Raw genomic sequence first — 23,090 nt, forward strand, 5'->3', positions numbered from 1 at the left:
TACCTCTTTTCTTTAAATAATTTAATACAGTTGTCCGTTTTGTCAATAAAAAATATAACACATTTATTTACAACACCTTAAGTTTAAAAAATGTACTTCTCGTACAGTCTCTGAACAATAACGTACTATCTGTGTACAATATTAGATTTACAGGTATTTTTCTAAAATTTCTTCTACTAACACAGGTTATGTGCATGTATTATTCAATAACTAGGATAGTATTATCCAAATTAAAAACGAGCTATTGTTTCAAAAAACTATGCCCTCTACTATTGTAACACTTAAGCACAACACACACAAGTTTTAAGATATTAAATGCAAACTTATAAATAAGAAGCAAATGAAATACGAAAGTAGATATTCGACACATCCTCAAGATGTGAAAACATACGACACAGATAGACTTAGAGAACAATTCCTTATTCCTCAAGTATTTGAAGCAAACGAAATACTTTTAACATACACTCACGAAGATAGATACATTGCAGGTGGTGCATTCCCTATTTCTAAAGCACTAACTTTAGAAACTATCGACCCTTTAAAAGCGAACTTCTTTTTAGAAAGAAGAGAACTTGGTATAATTAACATAGGTGGTACAGGTATCGTTAGTGTTAATGGAGAAGATTACACTATTGACTTTAAAGAAGCACTTTATATAGGCAGAGGAAACGAATCTGTAGTATTTAAAAGTGTAGACAGTAACAACCCTGCAAAGTTTTATATTAACTCTGCTCCTGCACATTGTGCTTACCCTACTAAAAAGGTAACAAAAAATGAAGCTGAAATTGTAGAATTAGGTGCTTTAGAAACTGCCAACCATCGTATTATCAATAAACTTATTGTAAACAGCGTTGTTGAAACTTGCCAATTACAAATGGGTATGACTGAATTAAAATCAGGTAGTGTTTGGAATACAATGCCAGGGCATGTTCATGATAGAAGAATGGAAGTTTATTTATACTTCGAAGTTCCTCAAGAACAAGCTGTTTGCCACTTTATGGGGCAGCCAGACCAATCTAGACATATCTGGATGCATAACGAACAAGCTGTAATCTCTCCAGCATGGTCTATGCACTCTGGTTCTGGTACTTCTAACTATACATTTATATGGGGTATGGCAGGTGAAAACCTTGATTATGGTGATATGGATACGTTCAAAATCACTGATTTAAAATAACAAACACTACTATGGAGGTAGACCTTCTATCTCCTATTATTCAACCAACTTTATAGAAAACGAAATATTATGATTTTAGATAATTTCAATTTGCAGGGTAAACGTGCCTTAGTAACTGGTGGTACACATGGTTTAGGTATGGCAATTGCCACTGGTTTAGCAGAAGCTGGAGCAGAACTTATTATTAATGATGTATTTGAGCCAAAGTTAAAAGAGGCAATAGAAACTTATAAATCAAAAGGTTTTAAAGCACACGGTTATGTTTTTGATGTAACAGATGCTGTAAATGTTAAAGCTAAAGTTGCTCAAATTGAAGAAGAAGTTGGTCCTATTGATATTCTTGTAAACAATGCAGGTATCATTAAGAGAACTCCTGTTTTAGAAATGGAAGTAGAAGATTTCCGTCAGGTAATTGATATCGATTTAGTAGGTCCTTTTATCATGGCTAAATATGTTGGAGAGCACATGGTAAAAAGAGGTGAAGGTAAGATCATCAATATGTGCTCTATGATGTCTGAACTTGGTAGAAATAGCGTTTCTGCGTATGCTGCAGCAAAAGGTGGTTTAAAAATGCTTACTAGAAACCTTGCTACAGAATGGGCAAAATACAATATTCAAGTGAATGGTATCGGACCAGGTTATTTTGCAACAACACAAACTGCAGAGATTCGTGTAGATGGCCATCCATTTAACGATTTTATTCTAAATAGAACTCCTGCTGCACGTTGGGGCGACCCAGAGGATTTACAAGGTGCTGCAGTATTCTTATCATCTAAGGCTGCAAATTTTGTGAACGGTCATGTGGTATATGTAGATGGTGGTATTCTTGCTACTATTGGCAAACCTCATAACGAAGAGTAAACTATAAATTAAAAAAAGCTACTTCGCTAAGGAGTAGCTTTTTTTCCCTTACATCAATTAAAGCAATATCATGGATACTACAATTGAAAAAGCGCCTTTAGTAAATGAAGACGTAAAAAGTGAACAACTAACTGAAAAGAAAAGTAATTATAGATATAGAATACTATCGCTGTTGTTTATGGCTACGACTATAAATTACATGGATAGGAGTATAATGGGGGTTTTAGCACCAACATTAGAAACACTTTTTGATTGGACAAAAACAGACTATGCAAATATTAATATCGCTTTTAAATTAGCGTATGCCATTGGTATGTTATCCATGGGGGGTATAATTGATAAGTTTGGGACAAGAATTGGTTATGTAACTTCTATTGCTATTTGGAGTGCATTTGGAATGATGCATGCCTTATTACGCCCTGCTTTTGGGTTATTTGCATTTATGGCTGCTCGTTTTGGTCTTGGTTTTGGAGAAGCAGGTAACTTTCCTGCAGCTGTAAAAACCGTAGCAGAATGGTTTCCTAAAAAAGACCGTGCATTTGCCACTGGTATTTTTAACGCAGGTTCTAATGTAGGGGCTATTCTTGCACCTATTGCAGTTGGTTTAATTGTTCAAGAAGATGGGACAAACTGGCAATATTCTTTTCTTGTAACGGGTATCTTTAGTGCTATCTGGATTCTTTTATGGCTTAAGTTTTATAAAAAACCGAAAGAATGTAAAGGGGTTAATAAAGCAGAGTTAGATTATATTCAACAAGATGATATCAATGAAGGTATTACTGAAGAAGAGGAAGTAATTAAACTTCCTTGGTCTAAAGTAGCTAAAATGAAAGAAACATGGGCATTTGCAGTTGGTAAGATGACGGATGGTGTTTGGTTCTTTTTCATGTTCTGGAGTGGTATGTTCTTTAAAGATACCTTTGGTGTTAGTATTAAAGAATTAGGTGCTGCATTAGTATTAGTTTATGTTTTTGCAGACTTAGGTAGTATTGCAGGTGGTTATCTATCTCGTTATTTTATAGACAAAGGTTGGTCGCTTAATAAAGCAAGAAAAACATCTTTATTAATTTGTGCTTTATGTATTGTTCCTGTGGTTTTTGCTACTCTAACAGAGAACCAATGGATAGCTGCAATATTAATTGCCATTGCTTCTGGAGGGCATCAAGCATGGTCAGCAAATTTATTTACACTTGCTTCTGATATTATGCCAAAACAAGCTACTGCTTCTGTAGTTGGTATTGGCGGTATGGTTGGTGCTGTTACAGGTATGGCTATCGATTTCTTTTTAGGTAAATACCTAGACTCTTTCGGAGATGGCACCTACTTTTGGATGTTCTTAATTGCAGGTTGTTCTTATTTAGTAATTCTTGGAATTATTCAATTGATATCACCAAATTTAACACCAGCAAAAATTAAATAAATTTTGAAAAAGGTAGTTCTTAGACTTCAATCAAGTACTACCTTTTAATAGCTTTTTTGAGTATGATGATGAATAAATTAACAACAATTCTTTCGGTACTAACACTACTTATATTCTGGAGTTGTCAGAAAAACACAACCACTACTAGTAAAGAGAAAAAGCCAAATATCATCTTTGTATACCTTGATGATTTAGGATATGGAGATCTTTCTAGTTACGGCGGTGATATCTCTACACCTAACATAGATAATATGGCGAATGGTGGTGTTAGATTTACCAATGCCTATGCATCTTCTGCAACATGTACACCAAGTAGATATGCTGCTTTTACGGGTATTTATCCTTGGAGAGAAAAAGATGCTAAAATTTTACCTGGTACTGCTCCAATGCTTATTGGAAAACAACAAATGACAGTACCTAAAATGCTCCGTGAGCAAGGCTATGAAACGGCTATTATTGGCAAATGGCATATGGGCTTAGGCAATGGGCAAAACAATTGGAATGAGCACATTTCACCAAATCCAAATGATGTTGGTTTCGATTATTCTTTCATTATGGCTGCTACACAAGACCGTGTACCAACTGTATTTATTGAAAACGGCAATGTAGTTGGGTTAGATAAAAATGATCCGATTGAAATCAATTATAACAAGAATTTCCCTGGCCAAACTTCGGGTAAAGAAAACCCTGAATTAACAACTATGAAGTGGCACCATGGACACAATTCTAGTATCATTAATGGTATTCCTAGAATTGGATATATGAAAGGTGGAAAAGCAGCCATTTGGGACGATCAAGAAATGACAAATACATTCCTTGGTGGTGTAAAAGAATATATTCATGAGCATAAATCTAATGATAAACCTTTCTTTTTAGCATACACCATGCAACAACCTCATGTACCTCGTACTCCACATCCAGACTTTATTGGAAAATCTGGTAAAGGCCCCAGAGGAGATGTAATTATGGAAGCTGATTGGGCTATCGGTGAGCTAATGAAAACACTAGAAAAAGAAGGTATTGCAGAGAATACACTCATTATTTTCTCATCAGATAATGGTCCAGTTTTAAACGATGGTTATTATGACGATGCTGTTGAAAAACTGGGGAATCATAAACCTAGTGGCAATTTAAAAGGTGGTAAATATAGTCTTTTTGATGCCGGTACACATGTTCCATTCATCACGTATTGGAAAGGAACTATTCAGCCAAAGGTATCAGATGCTTTAGTTTGTCAATTAGATATTTTAAGTTCATTGGCCGGCTTAACTGGAAGTAATATTACTACAAAAGATTCTGAAGATATGCTAAATGCATTCTTAGGAAAAACAACTGTAGGTAGGTCTAAATTAATATTAGAAGCAAATACAAAAACGTTACTTCGTGAAGGTGATTGGGTAATGATACCTCCATATCAGGGGCCAAAAGTAGAGACACAAGTAAACATTGAGTTAGGTAATGCAGATGAATTCCAATTGTATAATATCAAGGAAGACCCATCGCAAAACAATAACCTTGCTCAAACAAATAAAAAGAAACTACAAGAAATGATCAACTCTTTTGAGAAAGTTCGAGGCAATGATTATCAAAAAGTTGAACAACTAGAATTGAAATAACCAATATATTTAAACTTCCTTTTAAAGGTCAGTATTAATTGAATACTGACCTTTTTATATTAAAATAGCAGCTTAGAAATCATGAAAATGAAATTTTATCAATTCGCATTTTTACTGTTGTGTATTAGTGGAGTAGCGAGTGCACAACAACCTTATACACAAGGAAAATTATTGTTCGAAGAAGATTTTTCTTCCGAAGAATCATTTACTAATAATTGGCAAGTACAGTTATTTAAAAAAGGTAGTGAAAAAGCAGGATATTATCATGTTAAAAATGGGAAGTTAGAGGTCCTTTCTGAATCGGGGTGTACTGTTTGGCTTACTAAAAAATTAAAAGGGAATGTAAAGATTGAATATGATGTAAAAGTAGACACTTCTGGAGTAAGTCAGCTAGGTAAAATAATGATCTCTGATGTCAATTGTTTTTGGATGGCATCAGCTCCAAAGGGTAAATCATTATTTGATTCTTCTTATAACGGTATGTTTTTAAATTACCATAATATGCAGGCTTACTATGCTAGTTTAGGAGGTAGATTTAATACAACTACTCGCTCTAGAAGATACCCGAGAGATATAGATAGTAAACATGTAAAGCATATATCTTTGGGTTATCAAGATGGCAAAGAAAAGATAAAAGATGCTCAAGAAATGCATATTACACTCATTTCTTATAACGGATTAGTACAATATTTTGTCAATAATAAATTGGTATACGAATTCAAACCTGATACAATAGTTCAAACAGAAATAGATAAAGTAAAAGGTGTTGAAAATGTCACTTATTCACTTAAAAAATACCCTGCCTACACAAAAGGTTATTTTGGGTTTAGATTAACTACTTCAAGACATTTTTATGATAACGTAAAGATTTACAGATTGAATTAACCTTTACCACTATTCTTTACCCTGTAGGCTATTTCAGTAAAATGGAATAGCCTTTTTTTGAATCAGAATTTTACAATACCATAATAGTTGATTTGGACGGTAGTAAACGCTGTTTATGAAAATTACTATCTGCTTTATTAGATTTAAATGGGAACTTCTTTTCTAAACCTATATAATATCTTAAAGATAGCGTATCACCTAGGTTAGGCTGAAACTTTGCAAAATATGTATTACTATAGCTATTCGCGGTAGAAGAAAACTCTCCATAGCCTTTAAAACTTTCATCGTTGAAAAACACGCCTAATCCATATTCAATTTTATACTTCTCGTTGTAAGTATATAAAAAAGTAGATGTACTATTTGGCTTTTGAAGCTTCAATTCATCAGACGAAATATTACCCATTACCGTAACAACGTATACATCTTTTAAATTTACTCCTTTTACTTTCACTTCACTATCATAATAAGACTTCCCTTCCCAAAGTTGGATAACTTCAGATAAAGCATAAGTAGCACCATCAATTATAATAGGTAAATAATCTACTTGTACTATTGTTCTATATTTTCCAGTTGATATCACTTCTATGTTTTCTATGGAATCCATTCTAAAAATTTCACCATTTTTTTGTAGCGCTAATTTACCACTTGTTACTTCTATTCTTTTAGCTTTAAACGGGCTCATTCCTTTTAAATATACTTTTCTGAAAACGGCTTCTTTTTTGATCAATTGCTCACTAAAATTATGATGTATAAAAATCTCTATATTGGCATTTGAGCACTTTACAACATCTTCTTTTATAGCTTTCTCCTTATTGTCAGTATACTTTTCATCGGTATTTATAAAGGTCAAAACAAGTTCTTCATTGGGCTTAAAATCTTGTTGAAAGGCTATTTCGTCCCACTTTCCATCGTTATCAAGGTCATCGTATTGAATCGGAATTCTGTTTTTATCGTCATCCTGTACAATTAATAAACTCGAATTATTTAAAGCCAAGCATTTAGATTCAAGTTCTTGAAAAGATAAAATAATTGATACCCCTAAACGTTCAATATTTGCTTTATTTTTTAAAGTAATCTTAGAAGAATTAGAACATGCTGACACTATAAATACACTACATAATAGTAATAAACCCTTTTCAAAAATTCTAGACATATTTATAAATTTATTATTTGATACAACAATCCAAGTATTTCTCGTTATTTAATTATAAATGAGCTACTTGTTACAAATAAACTAATGAATGAAAGAAATAAGCAGATCAATAATTCAAGATTGTAGACTTAAAGTTTTATATCTATATTTGTTGCATACTAAACAAACTAAAAGTGGCTTAAACATTCAAAAATGGGGTTCTGAACTATTGTACTCTAGGTTTGAACAATTTTATCCTTCTACTAAAATATAATATGTGTTATTTGTACACCAAGAAATAAAAGCATAAAGTATATTTACGTAGCAGACTAATTAGAAAAATGAAAAGATTATTTACAATACTAATTGTTTATGGTTTACTCCTCCTTTCGGGGTGTGAACCCGAACAACAAACAAACGTTTTACTACCTCCTAGCAACCTTTCTTATGTACATGTAATTGGTGCAGCAGAAAGTGGTCAAGGTTTTACTACTCCTCGACCTGCAGTACAAACATCTTCAACTCCAGCATTCCATTTAGTGAGTGTAAAAGGAGCCAATGGAGGTGAATATATTGATGGTGAAGTGACTTTAGATTCAGTTTCTGGTATAATAAGTTTAGCAAATGGCCATCAGTTAATTGATGGAGATTATTATGCTTCGGTTAGCGTGAAAAATAATTATGGAGATACAGATTTTACAGATGTATTTCAATTCACAGTTCTTCCTTCAATTGTCTCAGGAATTACGTATACTCCAAATGAGTATACCATAATGAGAGGAGAAGAAGAATTGACAACTGAAGCACCAACTATTGAAGGTGGTTCTTCACCTTATACTTTCAAATCTGTCAATAATTCTTTCTTTGCAATAGATTCGGCAAGTGGTGTTGTTTCTTTACCACAAACGTCAGCATTAGATGCAGGTGTTTATAATTTATCGGTAACGGTTACCAATGCAACTAACGAAGATGTTGTTGCTTCTAACGCAATAAAGGTAAATTACGAGTCAGCTCCTTACGAAATTACATATACAAACCCTACTCCTACTGTTCCGGTTGGACATACATTTATTATTGATGCTCCAGTTACTAAAGGAACAAATAAATTTGGAAATACAATTGCTTACTCTTTAGTAAACAATTATAATAACTTATTTACAATTAATCCTAGTACAGCTCTTATCACATTTACTGCAGACCCTACGTTGGTTAATTTAAATGATACTTTTAAACTAGACGTTAAAGCAGTAAATGCTTACGGTGAGTATGTAAAAGAAAATGCGGTTAATGTTACAATTGTAGAAGCGAAAGATTGGGCTCCATATAATTTAATGTATGATCCTAATTATAGTAAAGTTTTCCAAGGTGACAATTTTACTTCTGTAACTCCAATAATTGGTGGGTTAACAGATAACCTTATCTATACATTAGAAAATGATTTCGACATTTTTGCAATTGACGAAAATTCTGGTGTGCTTTCTTACCTTCCTCAAGTAGATCCATCTGCTGTAGAACCGGGTAATTATGAGTTAAATATTGAAGCTACAAATCCATATGGTTTAACATTATTCCCAGATGCTTATTCTGTAGAAATTGTATCTTCTGAACCTGAAGTTATTTTTACCGATGGATTTGAAGACATCCCTGCCGATGTTCCAGAATATGTAGAAAGTCCTACAGAATGTCGTTTTGGTAAATTCGTATCGTATAGTGTATTAGGTGTTCCTTCTATTAAAAGTGGCGATCAGTGGTTCCAAGGTTTTGACTACAGATCTTCTACACCAGGTGATAACGCCAATTACCCTTACAGACCGGGTATCTTTATTGTTAATGGCAAACAAAAAGGAGAAGATTATCTCGTTTCTGATGAAATTGATTTCACGTATCATAATAATTTGAAATTGACATTAATAGCTGCGTCTAAGTACGGTACTGAAGCTGCCAATTCTGAAATAGAAATGTATGCTACTACTAATTTTACAGGAGATCCAACCACTACTACTTGGATTCAAATTGATATTCCTGCAACAAAAAACCTTAGCAATCAGAGTTTTGTTACTAATCCTATCATAGATTTTGATTTAAATCAATTAGCTGGTAAAAAAGTAAGGTTAGCTTTTAAAGTATATACTATTGGTGATTCTGAATCTAGTATGTCTAGAAACTATTGGATCAATACAATTCAAATTAGTGGCTCTAGATTCCGTTAATCATTTTTTTAAAATAATAGCAGTGAATGTGTATTAAAAGCACATTCACATAGAAAAAATAAGCAAATGAAAAGCAAATTATTAACTAAAGGTCTGTATAGTGTCCTCTTCCTTTGGATGCTATCAATACCACTTACATACGGTCAGGGTGTTCCGAGTGTAAAAGGTGTTGTTTACGATGAAACTGGTGCTACATTACCAGGTGCTCAGGTTATGATAAAAGGAACAGATAAAGGTGTAGTTACAGATTTTGATGGCAACTTCAAGTTTGTAAATGTTAGACCAACAGACGTCTTAATGATCTCTTATATTGGTTATGAAACCACTTTTATAAAAATTGGTACTCAAACAGAAGTCAAAGTAGCATTAACGTTAGACACAGAGGTCTTAGACGAAATTGTTGTTGTGGGTTATGGTGTACAAGATAAAAGAGATGTTTCTGGTTCTATTGCCTCTGTAGATTCTGAAACTTTTGAAAACAATGCAGCAGCAAATTTTGATGAGATGCTATCTGGTCAAGTTGCAGGTATGTCTGCAAGTACAGGTGAAGGTACTCCAGGTGCTGCTGCTAATATCGTTATCCGTGGTGGTAATTCTATTACTGGCGATAACTCTCCATTGTATGTTGTTGATGGTTTTCCTATGGAAGATTTTGACCCCTCTTCTATCAGTCCTAGTGATATTAAAGGATTTGAAGTACTTAAAGATGCTTCTGCAACAGCTATCTATGGTTCTAGAGGTGCAAACGGTGTAATTATTATAACCACGAAAGGTGGTAAAGCAGGTAAATTTAAAGTTGGTTTAACACACTCTACTGGTGTAGCTCTTGAGCCTAATGGACTTGCTTTAATGTCTCCTTATGAGTTTGTAAAAATGCAAGAAGAGATTGCGATTAGTAAAGGTGGTGATTTCTCTGAGCAGTTTTACAATACATGGGTAGACCCAGAATTGTACAAAGATATGGAGGCTATTGATTGGCAAGACCGTATTATGCAAGATGCCTTGTTTACAAAAACAGGTGTAACATTTAGTGGTGGTAATGAGCAAACAAAACATTACACTTCTTTAAACTACATGAACCAAGATGGTGTACTTCTTAGCACTGGATATGAGAACATTTCAGCAAGAATGAAAATTGACCATAAACTACATAACAACGGTAAAATTGGCATTAATTTAAACTATACTCACTCAGAAAGAGAAGGTTTAAATAATAACAAAAAGGCACTTCAAGATGCTTGGAGATTACGTCCCGTAGATCCAATTAACCCTGATGGTAGAGAAAATGGTATTGATGAAAATAACGTAAATGATAACCGTTACGATCCTGTTGCTACTTTAAATAATACCGAAAATAATTTAAATAGAAATGAGCTTCGTGCAATTGGTTACTACGAACAACCAATTAATAAGCATTTAAAATTTAGAATTGCTGGTAGTGCTAAAACACTTAATGAGACGCAAACAATGTTTTTTGATGAAAACACCTATTCTGGCTCTAGAACTTCTAAAGGTGTAAACGGAAGTATTCTTAACAACGAATCAACTACATTAAAAAACACAAATACTGTTACCTATAACAACAAATGGGGTAAGCACAAATTACAAATGGTAGGTGGTGCAGAATTTTCACACTATCAAAGAGCTTATGTAAAAACGGTGGCAGAACAAATGATGCCTGGCACAGGAATAGAAGATATCAGACCTGGTACATCAAAAACTTCTTACTCTGATTCTTATTATGAAGAAGATGGTTTAGCTTCTTACTTTGCTCGTGCAACCTACTCTTTTAAAGGAAAATACATTCTAACAGGTACTTACAGAATGGATGGATCGTCTAAATTTAGAGGAGACAATAAATACGGACACTTTCCCTCTTTAGGTGCTGCTTGGCGTATGGGTGATGAACCTTGGATGAAAAGCCAAAATATATTTTCAGATTTCAAGTTTAGAGGTGGTTATGGTGTAACTGGTAATAACAGAATTCATGATTACGCTGCTTACTCTCAAATGTCAGTAGAAAATAATTCGGGATATATTCTTGAAGGTGAATATTACCCAGGTGTTGTTTATAATGAGTTAGCTTCTCAGGATTTGAAATGGGAAACAACTTTCCAATCTAACTTTGGTGTGGACATGGGCTTCTTAAACGATAAATTGAACGTAACTGTAGACCTTTATCAAAAGAGAACAAAAGACTTATTATTGAATGCAGAAGTACCAGAAAGTTCTGGGTTTAGTACTGTATTTATTAATGTAGGTGAGGTTCAAAATAGAGGGGTTGAATTTACTATCAGTAATGTAAATATTGATAGAAATGACTTCAAATGGACTTCTTCTTTAAACCTATCACACAACAAAAATGAAGTACTTGCCTTAAATAATGGACAAGATTATATCTTAAGTACACCAGGTCCTTGGTCTACAAGTTCACCTATTGATGAGTACATGTTTATTACTCAAGTAGGTCAGCCCGTTGGTCAGTTTTATGGTTTACAATATGAAGGACTCTATTCAAACGATGATTTTTACTATATAGATGGCAAATATGAGCTAAAACCTGGTATTCCAAATAATGGTAATGAGGTTATCCCTGGTTCGCCTAAGTATAAAGATGTGAATGGCGATGGTACTATAGACGAAAGAGATAGAACAGTAGTTGGAGATGCTACTCCATTGTTCTTTGGAGGTTTTACAAACACGGTAAAATACAAAAACTTTGATCTAGCCTTCACATTTACTTTCTCTTATGGTGGCGAATTAATTAATGCCAACAGAATAGAAAATGAATCGCCAGATGTAAACTTAAACATCAATTACTTTGAAGCTGTAGATAACCGTTATACAAAAGAAAATCCAAACGGTGATGTACATATTATTCGTGGAGATATCCAAGGAGAAAATCAAGTAGTAGGTAGACCTCCAAATGGTAATCAATTCTCTTCTCAATATGTAGAAGATGGATCTTACCTAAAACTTAAAAACATCACTTTAGGCTATACTTTCGACAAACGTATTGCTAAGAAAATAAGTGCAGAATCTATTAGAATTTACGCTTCTGCTCAAGATGTTTGGACACTTACTAACTACTCTGGGTTTGATCCTGAAGTTAGTGTAGGTGGTTACGGTGCCATGACACCTGGTTACGATTATTTGGCCTACCCAAGAGCCGCAACTTATGTAGTAGGTTTCAATATTAACTTCTAAAAAAATGAAAAGATATATAAATTGTATTTGGTTTGTATTGCTTGGTTTAGCAACAAGCTGTACTAGTCTTCTTGAAAAAGAGCCTATATCAACATCTAATGCAGAAACGTTTTATAAAACAGTAGATGATGTTGAACTAACATTAATGGGTACATACAGTGCTTTACAAGCAAAAGGTACTTATAGTGGTAATATTCCAGTTTTAATGAACACTGGAACAGATGAAGCCTTGTATTCAAGACCCTACAACAGTTGGACGACAAGTTACTATCAACATACAAGCTCAACGGAAGATATTCGTATGATTTGGAGAGATCTTTACTTTGGAATTTCTCAAGCAAATTCAACTTTAACAGGTTTATCTATTGTTGAAGGTGATGTTGAAAGAAAAACTGAAATTGAAGCTGAAGCAAGAACATTAAGGGCACTATTTTACTTAGACCTTGTTCGTTTCTTCGAGAATGTACCTCTTATATTAACGCCTACAACTGATATTGATAATTTGTACCCATCACAAGCAGAACCAATGGAAGTGTACAAGCAAATTATTGAAGATTTACAGTTTGGTACTGCACATTTAAAATGGGGTGCTGATGTACAAGCAGGTAGAGTATCTAATGCTTTAGCGCATGGCGTATTAAGCAGAGTATACCTTGACCTTGCTGGTGAACAAATGGCCAAGTATAGTGATATTTCTAAAGATGAATGTTACAAATTAGTAGTGGCTCACTCAGATTCTGTAATAAATAATGGATACCACACATTAAATAGTGATTACCCATTAATCTTTAAAAATCTAGCAAAAAACATCTACGAAACTAGAGAAGTAATCTTCCAAATTGGTTTCCAAAACATGTTAGCAGATGGTTTATCAGAAGGTGGGCAACATGGTAATTTAAATGGTCCTTCTACCAACTTTAATAACCAAACAGAGCCTTTTGCATATGCTTTTCAGTTTACAACAATTATGCATGTAAATGCTTATGAGCATGCTAACATCCCTGATGTTAATAATGTAGGTTTAATGAAAGACACTATTTTGGACCAACGTTATACTTGGAATATTGGTAACTTTAAATACAAATTAGAAGATAGCAACGACCCTACAAGTAAAAAAGCAGTGGCATTTTTGGCAACTGCAGAGAAAAATAAAAATGAGTACTACCCTGGTAAGTTCAGAAGGGTAAACCATAATTTAGTAGGATTTGATGCAGATGGTGAGCCTATCTATGACGTAAGTACATTAGAAGTTGGAGCTATTGCAAAAAATGAAACAAATATAGATTTCCCTTATATGCGTTATGCAGAAATTTTCTTAAATAAAGCAGAAGCAGAATATGAGTTAGGAAATTTAGATGCGGCAAAACTAAGTTTAAACAAGATCAGAAATAGAGCTGGTTTAGAAGACTATGCTTTAAATAATGATCGCCTACAAAGTAGCATTCGTGACGAAAGAATGAGAGAACTTTGCTATGAAGGTTTCAGAAAGAAAGACCTAATTCGTTGGGGGATTTTAGCAGATAGATTACATGAGTTAAAAGAGCAAATGCTCCTATCAGATCTTGATCCAGCCTCTGGAAAATACTTCTTATTTAGAGCAAGTGATTACGTTAAATATCCTAAGCATTCTGTATTGCCAATTCCAAATAGAGAGATAACAAACAACCCTAACCTAGTGCAACATACGTATTGGCAATAATTGTTTTTTCTTTAACTGATTTAAGATTTTATTAAAATGAAAAGAAATATATACTTCCTCTTTGTTACTGTCATGATCGCTCTTTTGAGTAGTTCATGTCAGCAACAAGAAAAGGAAAACATTGAAAAAGGTACTGTTCGTTTATCAGATATTTTAGTAACAAACCACATGAGCAATGCGAAAGTTACTACTACAGATGGTTCTGATTTTAGAGTTGAATTAAGAACAGACCCTCAGATTCCAGGTGAATACCTCGGTACTGTTGCAGAAATTGAAGGAAAAGATATGCTTCTAAATGTTGGTGCATATTATATCTATGTTGCATCTAAAGAGTTATCAGATACATTTATAGCTCCTAGCTTTACAGCTGCTCCATATTATGATGGAGTATCTGAAGAGGTTTTTGTTAAAGCAGGCGTAACCTACTCAGCTTCCGTTATCTGTAAAATTAGAAATACAAAAATTGGTATTTCTTATACTGATGCATACAAAACAAAATACCCTACAAGATCGGTAACTTTTACTACCGCTTCTGGAGAAAGTTTAGTTTTTAGTGGAGATACTGAAACTCAATTTGGGTTATTTGATCCAAGAGATGGTGGGTATACTGCAGTTGTTTCTGCAACAGATGTAGACAATAAAACGATTACACAAACTTTCATGATCGAACAACCTCAAGCAAACGAATTCTATTCTATTTCAATTCAATTACCAAGTAGTACAAGTGCTACTCTAGTTAAATCAATTGAAAAGTCAACTTTTTAAACGTCTCTAAAAATGAAATTCATAAAATATATCATTGGGTTCTTAGGAGTGGCGTTACTGTTCACTTCATGCGATACTACAAAAGAAGAAAGTGCACCTATCTCTAAAGGAAAAGGGGCTGTTCAACTTTTAGACGCTAAAGTTTTAGATTTACAATTTGGCAAACTTGTTCCCTCTTTTGATCTTGTAACAGATACCTTTACAGTAGAGTTAAGAACGGAACAACATGCAGAAGGAATTGACTTAGGAAAAGTTTTCGAAATCAAAGGAAAGAAAATTGAAGTAGTTCCAGGTAATTATGTTCTTTGTGTTCATTCAAATAATAAATCAGTTGCTGCATTTGATATGCCTTATTACGCAGGTTGGTCTTCTTCTTTTGATATTAAAGAAGGTGAATTATTCACAATAGATAATGTGATGACGCAAATTCAAAATATTGCCGTTACCATTGATTATACTACAGCAACTAAAAATACATTTTCAAACCGTGAGGTAATCATCAATACATTATCTAATCATTCTTTAGTGTACAGTAACCAAACGGGAACCGATGCTAAAATTGGTTATTTTGATGCTACAGATGTGCCTTTAACTGCAAACGTTCTATTATTAGACCAAGTAACTGGAAAAGAATACACTACATCTTTTGCCATAGATGGTGCTAAAATGGAATATACTTACACAATTGATGTAAATACAACGACGCCAGAAGATACACAAGGTGCTGTAAAATTTAATGTTACAATTTCTGACGAGATGAAAGAAATACCTTTAACGTGGGTTGTACAAGGAGAAAAAACAGTTATTTGGTCTGATGGTTTTAGTGAAATGGCGGAGGATGAAAATGTTGTTTTAGCAGATTTAGACTTAGATCAATCTACTGCAGATGGTCCATTTACTGTTGGTGGCTACACTGTGTATTCAGATTTTGGCGATGTAGGTTACAATAAAAATACAGGAGATGTAGATACGAATAAATTGTCGGTATGGCTGTTTGGTCAGAATGGTGCTTATTCATCTACAGGTGAAAACGAAACTGTACCTGGATTCTATTTTAGATCTAACGAAGCTGCAAATAGAGATTGGTTAATCTCTCCAGAAATTGATTTAACCAACTGCTCTCAATTAGAATTTGAATATTATGCCGTTACCCTATTTGGTGGCGATGATTCTAATACAAATATTCAGATTTCTCTTATTGATGCTACTGAATACAATGAAAATGACATCCCTAATTTACCTTGGGTGGAAATAGAAAATAACGAAGAAAAATCAAGCATTAAAACTGCTTTAAGGTTTGAAGGTGACATCCAAGCATTTGAAGGTAAAAAAGTACGCATTGCTTTTTACTCTCAATCTACTAATAAAGACGGTAGTTTTAATCCAGACTTTTTAGACAAACAATACATGTCAAGAGGTCGTCATCTTACTTCTTTATCTATCAAAGGCTACAAAAACTAGAAAATTATGAAAAAGTTACTTATTTATATTTCTGCAATGTTGTGTATCACTTCATGCTTAAATCCAGAGTACCCTAGCCATATCAATACTAATTTTGAAAATGAATTAGAAGGTGAATGGGCCAATGCTAAAATAACCTTACCTAGTGAAGAAGTTACAGATTTTTCTACCATTCAAACAATCTCTTTCACAGGGTCTGATAACAGAGTTACAATGAACATACTCCTTGAAGATGGAAGAGATACGGTCCAATATGGAGTTTGGAAATACTCTACTGTAGAACAACAAGCCATGGACTCTACCAATATGCGCGTATATACTTGCAATGAGCCTTACTCTTATACGGAGTATGTGAAATTATTAGCCGAAAGTGGAGAAGATTTAGAAGACATCGTATTTGTACCTTTTAATTTAGATAACAACAACCTGTCTTTTACATTAACAGATACTACAAGCCAATTAGTTATTGGTACCGTTAATATGACAAAAAAATAGGTAAGTAATACCGCAAAAAAAGAGCGACATTTCAATATGGAATGTCGCTCTTTTTGTTCTTTTCAAATTGATAAATACATTAAGATTAATATCAAGAATATTAAAAGTATTGATATGAGAATAGCACCATATTGGATTTCTTTTTTTGTATTTGAGTTTTCCTCAGATGTAACATAAAGTGTATACATGTTACCAAACATACAACCTGATGTAAACCATATCAATACATTTATTAAATCTTTATCAACAACATCAGTATAAGAAAATGTAAATAAAACTATCAAAAATATATTAGAGAGAGTCAATAATATTTTTTCTTTACCAAAGATATTATCAATTATTTTCTTCATAAAAAAAACAGTTTAACATTCTGATGAGCAATTACATATTGCGATAGTCATTCTCGCTACTCCATAGGCTGCTCCTACACAACCTAACCCTCCATTTCCAGGACATGAAACAAGTGCCATCGATGACCCTAAAAACCAACCACCTAAAGCCAAATAGTCTAAACATTGTACTCTTTTATTAGATAGGGTTTGGTGTGGATATATTAATCGATGAGTTTTATACATTTCAATTCTTTTTTTAGAAATATATTCACCTAATAAATGATTATCTGGAATATGTTTTTTGCATTCAGTTATTAAATTACTTATTTCATTTAATAATAATTCACTTGTACCTAATAACTGAAATGCTTCAACAGGATCTAAATTTGACTTTCTTAAAGAACTTTCATTTTCAAAAGACGCATTATCCATCCACGTTTTACGAGTAACCCAAGCATTTATTAATCTAAGGTTTTATAGAGATATCTCTTTACCTTTTCTCTGTTTAAGATTAATTCTTCAAAATCGTAGTTACGTCTATTTATTAGATAACCTTCTTCCTTGAAAACATTAATAACCTTTCTCAAATTTTGGCTTTTTCCCTTTAATAATTGAAATTGAGTTTTTAAAGATTCACTAGTTTCTATAAACCTATAAAGAAAAAAGTTACCAATTACTCCGTATTCTCTTCCATAAATAATTTTAACATCAAGATATTGACCAGTCTTCATGTTCTCAAATGCACATTCAGCACCATGAAAGAAGTAATTCCATGATGAATTAATTTGTCCTCTCTGATTTTTACTTTTATTTCTTTTTAGATCATTAATTTGAGCAAAATCATTTAGATCAATTTCAAAAATACTTGCCATCAAATTCATCATTTCATGTGCTTTTCTATCGAACTCTATAAAACATTGTAAGAAACCATCTAAATTAGAAATTACATATTGTGTTGTTATTGAATTTTCTAATATTAAAATTTTAGACCAAGCAATGTAATAGATTAATTTGGCTTGAAATTTTGATTCCAATTGCTTTAGTATGTTTTCATCTACAATCACATTCGTAATTGCGATTTGAGAATCTATAGATTCTTCAATTATTCTTTCTAACTCTTGAAATGAAGCTTTTTTGTTTTGGAAATCTATTGATATTTTATTGTCCATTCAATTTATTGGAGATAATTACAAAAAACATAACACAATTTATTTTCTATAATCAATACTAAATTCATTTAGTAAAACGATGTCTAAGTTTGTTCTTGATGTTTTAGTTATCAAAAAGAAAAGCTTATTAATCATATGTAAATTGTTGATAATAATTGAGAAAATCAATTGATATATCCTTCATCAGATCAACCATGGGTTGGTTTAAAATTGTAAATACATTTTTTGATATAGTTACCTCACTAAAAATTGATTTACAATTTCCATCAAAATGTTTTTTTGATCTGTAAATACCTCGTGACCACAAAAGGGAATATTTGCCAAATCAGCGGCATTGATTAATTCAGATAATTCAAATGATGATTGCTTACTGCATAAATGGTCTTTATCCCCACGGATTATTAAGGTTGGGCAGTCTATATTTTGTACTGTTTCATCTGGATGACCCGTTGATGTTTCATCAATCCACATTTTGACCATAGCCTTGGTTAGTTTATCAAAATCTGGATCAAGGTTTAGATTTTGATACTGTTCATACGTTTCTGGAAACCTTTCTTTCCATTTTTCTGATGTGATCGCTTCTAAAAAAACTTTTGAGCTTGCCAGCGATTTTGAATGCCAACTAGAACCAATAATTATTAATTTATCTACTTTTAATGAATTGGAACTCGTTAACCTCAAGGCAGAAATCCCCCCATCACTAAACCCTAAAATCACAGGGTTTACTAAATTTAATTGTTTAATAATTACTTCAATGTCCTTTTCAATACGAGCATATGTTAGTGCCGTATTTCCTAAAGTTGATTTACCTTGACCTCTACTATCAATTCCAATAATACGGTATTCATTTTTGAGTAACGGGATAATTCCATTAAAATCTTCTATGTTTCCAAATCCTCCATGAAGAAATAATAAAGGCTGTTTTTGAGGGTTTCCGATTTCTTCAAAATATATTTTAGCAGAATCAATTTCTATAAATGTATCTGATTGATGAGTAAATTTCATTTTTCTAAGAGTTAATTTTTTTTTACTAAAACACCTATGGTAAGTGTTTTTCGGGTTATAATTAAATATACTATTTTCTTTTAAAATGAGGTAACTACATGGTAAGGTTCAGCAGATAAATTACCAACTATTATAATTTTCTATGTTTTTACTTTAGCGCACAGAACTAAAAAAATGTGTTGTAGTATTCATAGAGCACTACAACACAATTTAGCTTCTAAAGATACAGTTTTTACTTGCTTGTAATTACTCTTTAATGAATTTTACTCTTGTTGATTTATCGATTTCTAATAGATACATGCCATTTGGTAAGTCACTGATATCAATACATTTGTTGTATACTTTCTTAGTATATGATTCCCCTTGTAGACTAACTATTTTCACATCATTTAATTGACGAGTTGAATAGATAAATAGCTTACCTTTTGAAGGGTTAGGATAAACATAAATGTCATTATTATTATTTTCTACTGATAATGGCAATTCAATATCTGCATCAATATTGTTAGGATCTGAACTTTCCTCTTGGTCATTTTGATCAATAATTTCTTCTGTATCACTATCTGATTCTGTAGGAGTTTCTCCCTCTTCATTTTCCTTAATTGTGTCACTTTCTTCTTCTGGGTCATTGTCTGCACCAGTAGTATCATCCTCTTCCGTTTGTTCCTCTTCCTCCACTTCTTCCACAGGTTCTTCCATATCTTCTACTTCAAAAGGAAAAATTTGAATTCCACCTATTGCTGATGTACCACCTTCTAATGCTGATAAAGTAAGTGTTACTTCTTCTTTATTTTTATAAGGACCAAAAATAGCATAAGTTCCTTCAGGGTAATTCTCTAGAGCATCATCAGTAGTTGAAATACTCGAGAGCATATACGGATATTCTTTTGTGTCTTCGCCTCCAAAAACATCAACACCTTTGTAGTACAAGGTGGTATTTCCATCAGAAATACTTGATTTTATATTTTCATCTTTAATTTTTTCATACATATAAAGGTTCTTACTATCTTTCTTAATACTTCCATTACTTTCATATAAGTATTTATATTCAGGTCTTTCTCCTGTTAGATAAACAATAATTTTATATCCAGTAGGGAATTGTGTTGCCAAATTTGACAGTGTTATTTGTAATGGTTTTGTACTTTCTTTTGATGTATATACCCCTGCTTGCAATGCACTTCTATTAGAACCTCCATAGTTAAGAATTCCTTCAGCATTTTTTACAGAATACGTAACAGTACTAGTAGTGTTATTTGACATTTGAAGTGGGGATGATTGTTGATAATCTATACTATTATTCCATCCTCCTGTAACTAAGCCCATACGTTCAATACCGAATTTCTCTATAATAGTCGAATAATCACCACTAGCTTCGGTAGCAAAATTGATATTAATTGAACATAGTGGTGTTACAACTTCCTTTCTAGGGTTGTTAACCAACCAATCTAAATAGCCTTCTTGTTCAAATTCTAATCCCCATACATTATGATCTTTTTCTGGAAGAATTTTCAATTTAGCATCAACTCCACCTATCAATAAACCTTTAGCTATAACTCTACTCGTATTGGCATCAACCTTAGGATCTTTATCTCCTGTAATTACCCAAGCACTAAAATTATTGTATTTAATAACACTGTCTTTTATAGAAAAATCTTTAGCCATAGCTGCTGCTGTAGAAGCCACTGTGGCAAAGGTATTACGCCCAATAGATCGCTCATAAACATACCAGTCCCAAGTTCCTCTTCCACCATAGCTATAACCACTTAAATGTACACGGTCTTCATCAACTTTATAAGTAGCTTTTATATAATCCCATAGTTTAGAAAGTTGTACATAATTCCATACTCCTTTTGTTCTAGGCCTAATAACCAAATATGGAGAGTCATCTTTATATAACCTTCCTATCTTTAAAGATACAGTTGTTTTAAATTCTTCTATAGATGATTTCTGTCCATTGTTACCATGTAGGTGAAAATATACAGGTACTTTATCTACTTCGTTATAGTTTTTGGGAAGTCGGATAGTATAATCAAAAATTACATTGCTGTTTACAGAAGCAGGAGATTCTTGAGATAATTCAATACCTAAAGTTGTTTCTTGAGCATTTGTTTCGCTGAAGAAAACTGTCAATAAAGACATTAAGAATACTGAAAATTGTAGTTGTTTTTGCATAATTATTATCATTTCACTTTTAAAAATGATAATGTATAAGCTCAACTATAGGTTTGATTCCAATAATTATTCAAAACGGTAGAGTGATTAAAAAATGAAACAATTTGGTCATTTATTAATACTTCGATTAAGGAAAATTGGTGTTCTATTTTAAAAATACAATAAAGTAAAAAGCTATTTTAATAAAAAAAGACAACCAATATGGTTGCCTTTTTATTTTTTAAATTTCGCTGTTAATCAATAACGAATGCTAACTTGTCGTTTGCTTCATATTCTCGTTTTCGTAATAATGCTTCTAAGTAGTAGTAATCTGCATAATTTAGCGGTTTATCAATCTCATTTTTATGAGGAATACTACCTACTGAATGCTTTAATAAAAAGAAGTTGTTATCTCCTACTTGTGCCATAAATTCTGGTTCAGATAATGTTGTTACAATTTTATCTGCATTCTCTAAATATCTTTCTGCATCTTCTGTTGGAACATAAGTAGCTAATTCATACAAAGCACTTGCTGTAACTGCCCCTGCCGATGCATCTCTTGGAGCATTAGGTATTCTTGGATCATTATAATCCCAATAAGGTACCATATCCTTAGGCATCGATTTATTAGTGAGCATATAGTTTGCAATTTTCTGTGCAAAATCTAGGTATTTTTGGTCTTTTGTAAAACGGTAACACGTTAAGTAACCATATAATCCCCATGCTTGTCCACGTGCCCAAGATGAATTATCTGCATAACCTTGTGCAGTTTGTCTATGCCTAACTTCACCATTTGTGCTATCATAATCAACCACATGGTAGCTGCTAAAATCTGGTCTATAATGGTGCTGCATTGTTTTATCTGCATGCTTAATTGCAATATCTCTATACGTATTGTCTCCAGATAAATCAGATGCTTTAAACAGTAATTCTAGATTCATCATATTGTCTATAATTACCGGGTACTCCCATCCTCTTTCACTTTGCCAGCCCTTATCAACATCCCAAGAAAGAATAACCCCAACTTCTGGATGGAATCTACTTGAAAGTGATTTAGCTGAATTAATTAGCACCTCTTTGTACTCTTCTGTATGGTCTAGTCTTAATCCGTTCCCAAAAGAACAGTTGATGATAAAACCAACGTCATGGTTACCTTTATGAAACTGGTTATGAGCAACTTTTTTAGAATACTCTTTTGCTAGTTCTTCCCATTTAGGATCTTTTGTATATTCATATAAGTACCATAAAGAACCAGGAAAAAAGCCTTGTGTCCAGTCATATTCACCCACCAAATATTTAGTAGTCACACCATCATTTAAAATACTTCTTGGTATCTGATCATGGTTATCTGCTTCTTCTTCTAAAAGAGTATATTGTTGTTCTGCTCTATCAAATACTCTATCTACAACTTTAGTTTGTTCTTCTGTTTTAGTCTCGCAAGAAGTGACAGATACAAATAATGCTATAGTAGTCGCTATTTTTAAAAATCTATTGTTCATTATATT

At 32.9% G+C, this 23,090-nt stretch carries 18 protein-coding genes; 11 read left to right on the forward strand and 7 right to left on the reverse strand.

Features of this window, described 5'->3' with window-relative positions; translation table 11 throughout:
• Positions 1-340 precede the first annotated feature (340 nt).
• The 5 genes from kduI to KM029_RS26395 all read left to right on the forward strand — a co-directional run bounded on the left by kduI (position 341) and on the right by KM029_RS26395 (position 5,959).
• Entirely contained in the window at positions 341-1,177 is an 837-nt protein-coding gene (gene kduI / locus KM029_RS26375) for a 5-dehydro-4-deoxy-D-glucuronate isomerase (protein ID WP_144076973.1), read from the forward strand.
• A gap of 69 nt (positions 1,178-1,246) precedes the next feature.
• Positions 1,247-2,038 carry a gluconate 5-dehydrogenase gene (locus tag KM029_RS26380; protein ID WP_184679490.1) on the forward strand — a complete coding sequence of 264 codons (792 nt, stop codon included), beginning with the start codon at positions 1,247-1,249 and terminating at the stop codon, positions 2,036-2,038.
• Positions 2,039-2,108: 70 nt separating this feature from the next.
• Complete coding sequence (locus KM029_RS26385) at positions 2,109-3,458, forward strand: MFS transporter (RefSeq protein ID WP_144076975.1); 1,350 nt, start codon at positions 2,109-2,111, stop codon at positions 3,456-3,458.
• Positions 3,459-3,520: 62 nt separating this feature from the next.
• On the forward strand, positions 3,521-5,074 hold the full coding sequence (locus KM029_RS26390; protein WP_144076977.1) for a sulfatase family protein: 1,554 nt from the start codon (positions 3,521-3,523) through the stop codon (positions 5,072-5,074).
• Between the two features lie 81 nt (positions 5,075-5,155).
• The gene (locus KM029_RS26395; RefSeq protein ID WP_144076979.1) at positions 5,156-5,959 is read left to right on the forward strand and encodes a DUF6250 domain-containing protein; all 804 of its coding nucleotides are present in this window, start codon (positions 5,156-5,158) and stop codon (positions 5,957-5,959) included.
• 70 nt (positions 5,960-6,029) lie between these two features.
• Here KM029_RS26395 and KM029_RS26400 read toward each other — a convergent pair whose 3' ends face one another.
• Complete coding sequence (locus KM029_RS26400; RefSeq protein ID WP_144076981.1) at positions 6,030-7,112, reverse strand: DUF4861 family protein; 1,083 nt, start codon at positions 7,110-7,112, stop codon at positions 6,030-6,032.
• Between the two features lie 320 nt (positions 7,113-7,432).
• Here KM029_RS26400 and KM029_RS26405 point away from each other — a divergent pair, with 320 nt between their 5' ends.
• From KM029_RS26405 to KM029_RS26430, 6 genes are all read left to right on the forward strand, one after another.
• On the forward strand, positions 7,433-9,301 hold the full coding sequence (locus tag KM029_RS26405; protein WP_144076983.1) for a DUF4958 domain-containing protein: 1,869 nt from the start codon (positions 7,433-7,435) through the stop codon (positions 9,299-9,301).
• A gap of 66 nt (positions 9,302-9,367) precedes the next feature.
• Entirely contained in the window at positions 9,368-12,508 is a 3,141-nt protein-coding gene (locus KM029_RS26410; protein ID WP_144076984.1) for a SusC/RagA family TonB-linked outer membrane protein, read from the forward strand.
• A 4-nt stretch (positions 12,509-12,512) separates the two neighbouring features.
• A complete protein-coding gene (locus KM029_RS26415; RefSeq protein ID WP_144076986.1) occupies positions 12,513-14,207 on the forward strand; it encodes a RagB/SusD family nutrient uptake outer membrane protein in 1,695 nt (564 codons plus the stop codon).
• A 36-nt stretch (positions 14,208-14,243) separates the two neighbouring features.
• Complete coding sequence (locus KM029_RS26420) at positions 14,244-14,972, forward strand: DUF4493 domain-containing protein (RefSeq protein ID WP_144076988.1); 729 nt, start codon at positions 14,244-14,246, stop codon at positions 14,970-14,972.
• Positions 14,973-14,984: 12 nt separating this feature from the next.
• Entirely contained in the window at positions 14,985-16,433 is a 1,449-nt protein-coding gene (locus KM029_RS26425) for a DUF4493 domain-containing protein (RefSeq protein ID WP_144076990.1), read from the forward strand.
• Positions 16,434-16,439: 6 nt separating this feature from the next.
• On the forward strand, positions 16,440-16,928 hold the full coding sequence (locus KM029_RS26430) for a hypothetical protein (RefSeq protein WP_144076991.1): 489 nt from the start codon (positions 16,440-16,442) through the stop codon (positions 16,926-16,928).
• A 62-nt stretch (positions 16,929-16,990) separates the two neighbouring features.
• On the opposite strand, the gene KM029_RS26435 is transcribed toward KM029_RS26430, so the two are convergent.
• From KM029_RS26435 to KM029_RS26460, 6 genes are all read right to left on the reverse strand, one after another.
• Positions 16,991-17,278 (reverse strand): hypothetical protein, encoded by a 288-nt coding sequence (locus KM029_RS26435; RefSeq protein WP_144076993.1) that lies wholly within the window; start codon positions 17,276-17,278, stop codon positions 16,991-16,993.
• A 12-nt stretch (positions 17,279-17,290) separates the two neighbouring features.
• Complete coding sequence (locus KM029_RS26440; protein ID WP_144076995.1) at positions 17,291-17,692, reverse strand: hypothetical protein; 402 nt, start codon at positions 17,690-17,692, stop codon at positions 17,291-17,293.
• 29 nt (positions 17,693-17,721) lie between these two features.
• Positions 17,722-18,429, reverse strand: a complete 708-nt coding sequence (locus KM029_RS26445; protein ID WP_144076997.1) for a DUF6896 domain-containing protein — start codon at positions 18,427-18,429, stop codon at positions 17,722-17,724.
• A gap of 234 nt (positions 18,430-18,663) precedes the next feature.
• A complete protein-coding gene (locus KM029_RS26450) occupies positions 18,664-19,434 on the reverse strand; it encodes an alpha/beta fold hydrolase (protein ID WP_144076999.1) in 771 nt (256 codons plus the stop codon).
• 246 nt (positions 19,435-19,680) lie between these two features.
• Positions 19,681-21,606, reverse strand: coding sequence for a T9SS type A sorting domain-containing protein (locus KM029_RS26455; RefSeq protein WP_144077001.1), 1,926 nt, complete (start codon positions 21,604-21,606; stop codon positions 19,681-19,683).
• Between the two features lie 233 nt (positions 21,607-21,839).
• Positions 21,840-23,084 (reverse strand): glycoside hydrolase family 88 protein, encoded by a 1,245-nt coding sequence (locus KM029_RS26460; RefSeq protein WP_144077003.1) that lies wholly within the window; start codon positions 23,082-23,084, stop codon positions 21,840-21,842.
• Positions 23,085-23,090 lie beyond the last annotated feature (6 nt).

This window comes from Flammeovirga kamogawensis, assembly GCF_018736065.1.
GTDB classification, from domain to species: domain Bacteria; phylum Bacteroidota; class Bacteroidia; order Cytophagales; family Flammeovirgaceae; genus Flammeovirga; species Flammeovirga kamogawensis.

Bases quoted from the DNA above. Each gene is read 5' to 3' on its own strand.
- KM029_RS26440 (WP_144076995.1), bottom strand. From the start codon at position 17,692: ATGGATAATGCGTCTTTTGAAAATGAAAGTTCTTTAAGAAAGTCAAAT.
- KM029_RS26430 (WP_144076991.1), top strand. From the start codon at position 16,440: ATGAAAAAGTTACTTATTTATATTTCTGCAATGTTGTGTATCACTTCA.
- KM029_RS26395 (WP_144076979.1), top strand. From the start codon at position 5,156: ATGAAAATGAAATTTTATCAATTCGCATTTTTACTGTTGTGTATTAGT.
- KM029_RS26425 (WP_144076990.1), top strand. From the start codon at position 14,985: ATGAAATTCATAAAATATATCATTGGGTTCTTAGGAGTGGCGTTACTG.
- KM029_RS26450 (WP_144076999.1), bottom strand. From the start codon at position 19,434: ATGAAATTTACTCATCAATCAGATACATTTATAGAAATTGATTCTGCT.
- KM029_RS26435 (WP_144076993.1), bottom strand. From the start codon at position 17,278: ATGAAGAAAATAATTGATAATATCTTTGGTAAAGAAAAAATATTATTG.
- KM029_RS26455 (WP_144077001.1), bottom strand. From the start codon at position 21,606: ATGCAAAAACAACTACAATTTTCAGTATTCTTAATGTCTTTATTGACA.
- KM029_RS26420 (WP_144076988.1), top strand. From the start codon at position 14,244: ATGAAAAGAAATATATACTTCCTCTTTGTTACTGTCATGATCGCTCTT.
- KM029_RS26405 (WP_144076983.1), top strand. From the start codon at position 7,433: ATGAAAAGATTATTTACAATACTAATTGTTTATGGTTTACTCCTCCTT.
- KM029_RS26380 (WP_184679490.1), top strand. From the start codon at position 1,247: ATGATTTTAGATAATTTCAATTTGCAGGGTAAACGTGCCTTAGTAACT.
- KM029_RS26410 (WP_144076984.1), top strand. From the start codon at position 9,368: ATGAAAAGCAAATTATTAACTAAAGGTCTGTATAGTGTCCTCTTCCTT.
- KM029_RS26400 (WP_144076981.1), bottom strand. From the start codon at position 7,112: ATGTCTAGAATTTTTGAAAAGGGTTTATTACTATTATGTAGTGTATTT.
- kduI (WP_144076973.1), top strand. From the start codon at position 341: ATGAAATACGAAAGTAGATATTCGACACATCCTCAAGATGTGAAAACA.
- KM029_RS26390 (WP_144076977.1), top strand. From the start codon at position 3,521: ATGATGATGAATAAATTAACAACAATTCTTTCGGTACTAACACTACTT.
- KM029_RS26415 (WP_144076986.1), top strand. From the start codon at position 12,513: ATGAAAAGATATATAAATTGTATTTGGTTTGTATTGCTTGGTTTAGCA.
- KM029_RS26445 (WP_144076997.1), bottom strand. From the start codon at position 18,429: ATGGACAATAAAATATCAATAGATTTCCAAAACAAAAAAGCTTCATTT.
- KM029_RS26385 (WP_144076975.1), top strand. From the start codon at position 2,109: ATGGATACTACAATTGAAAAAGCGCCTTTAGTAAATGAAGACGTAAAA.
- KM029_RS26460 (WP_144077003.1), bottom strand. From the start codon at position 23,084: ATGAACAATAGATTTTTAAAAATAGCGACTACTATAGCATTATTTGTA.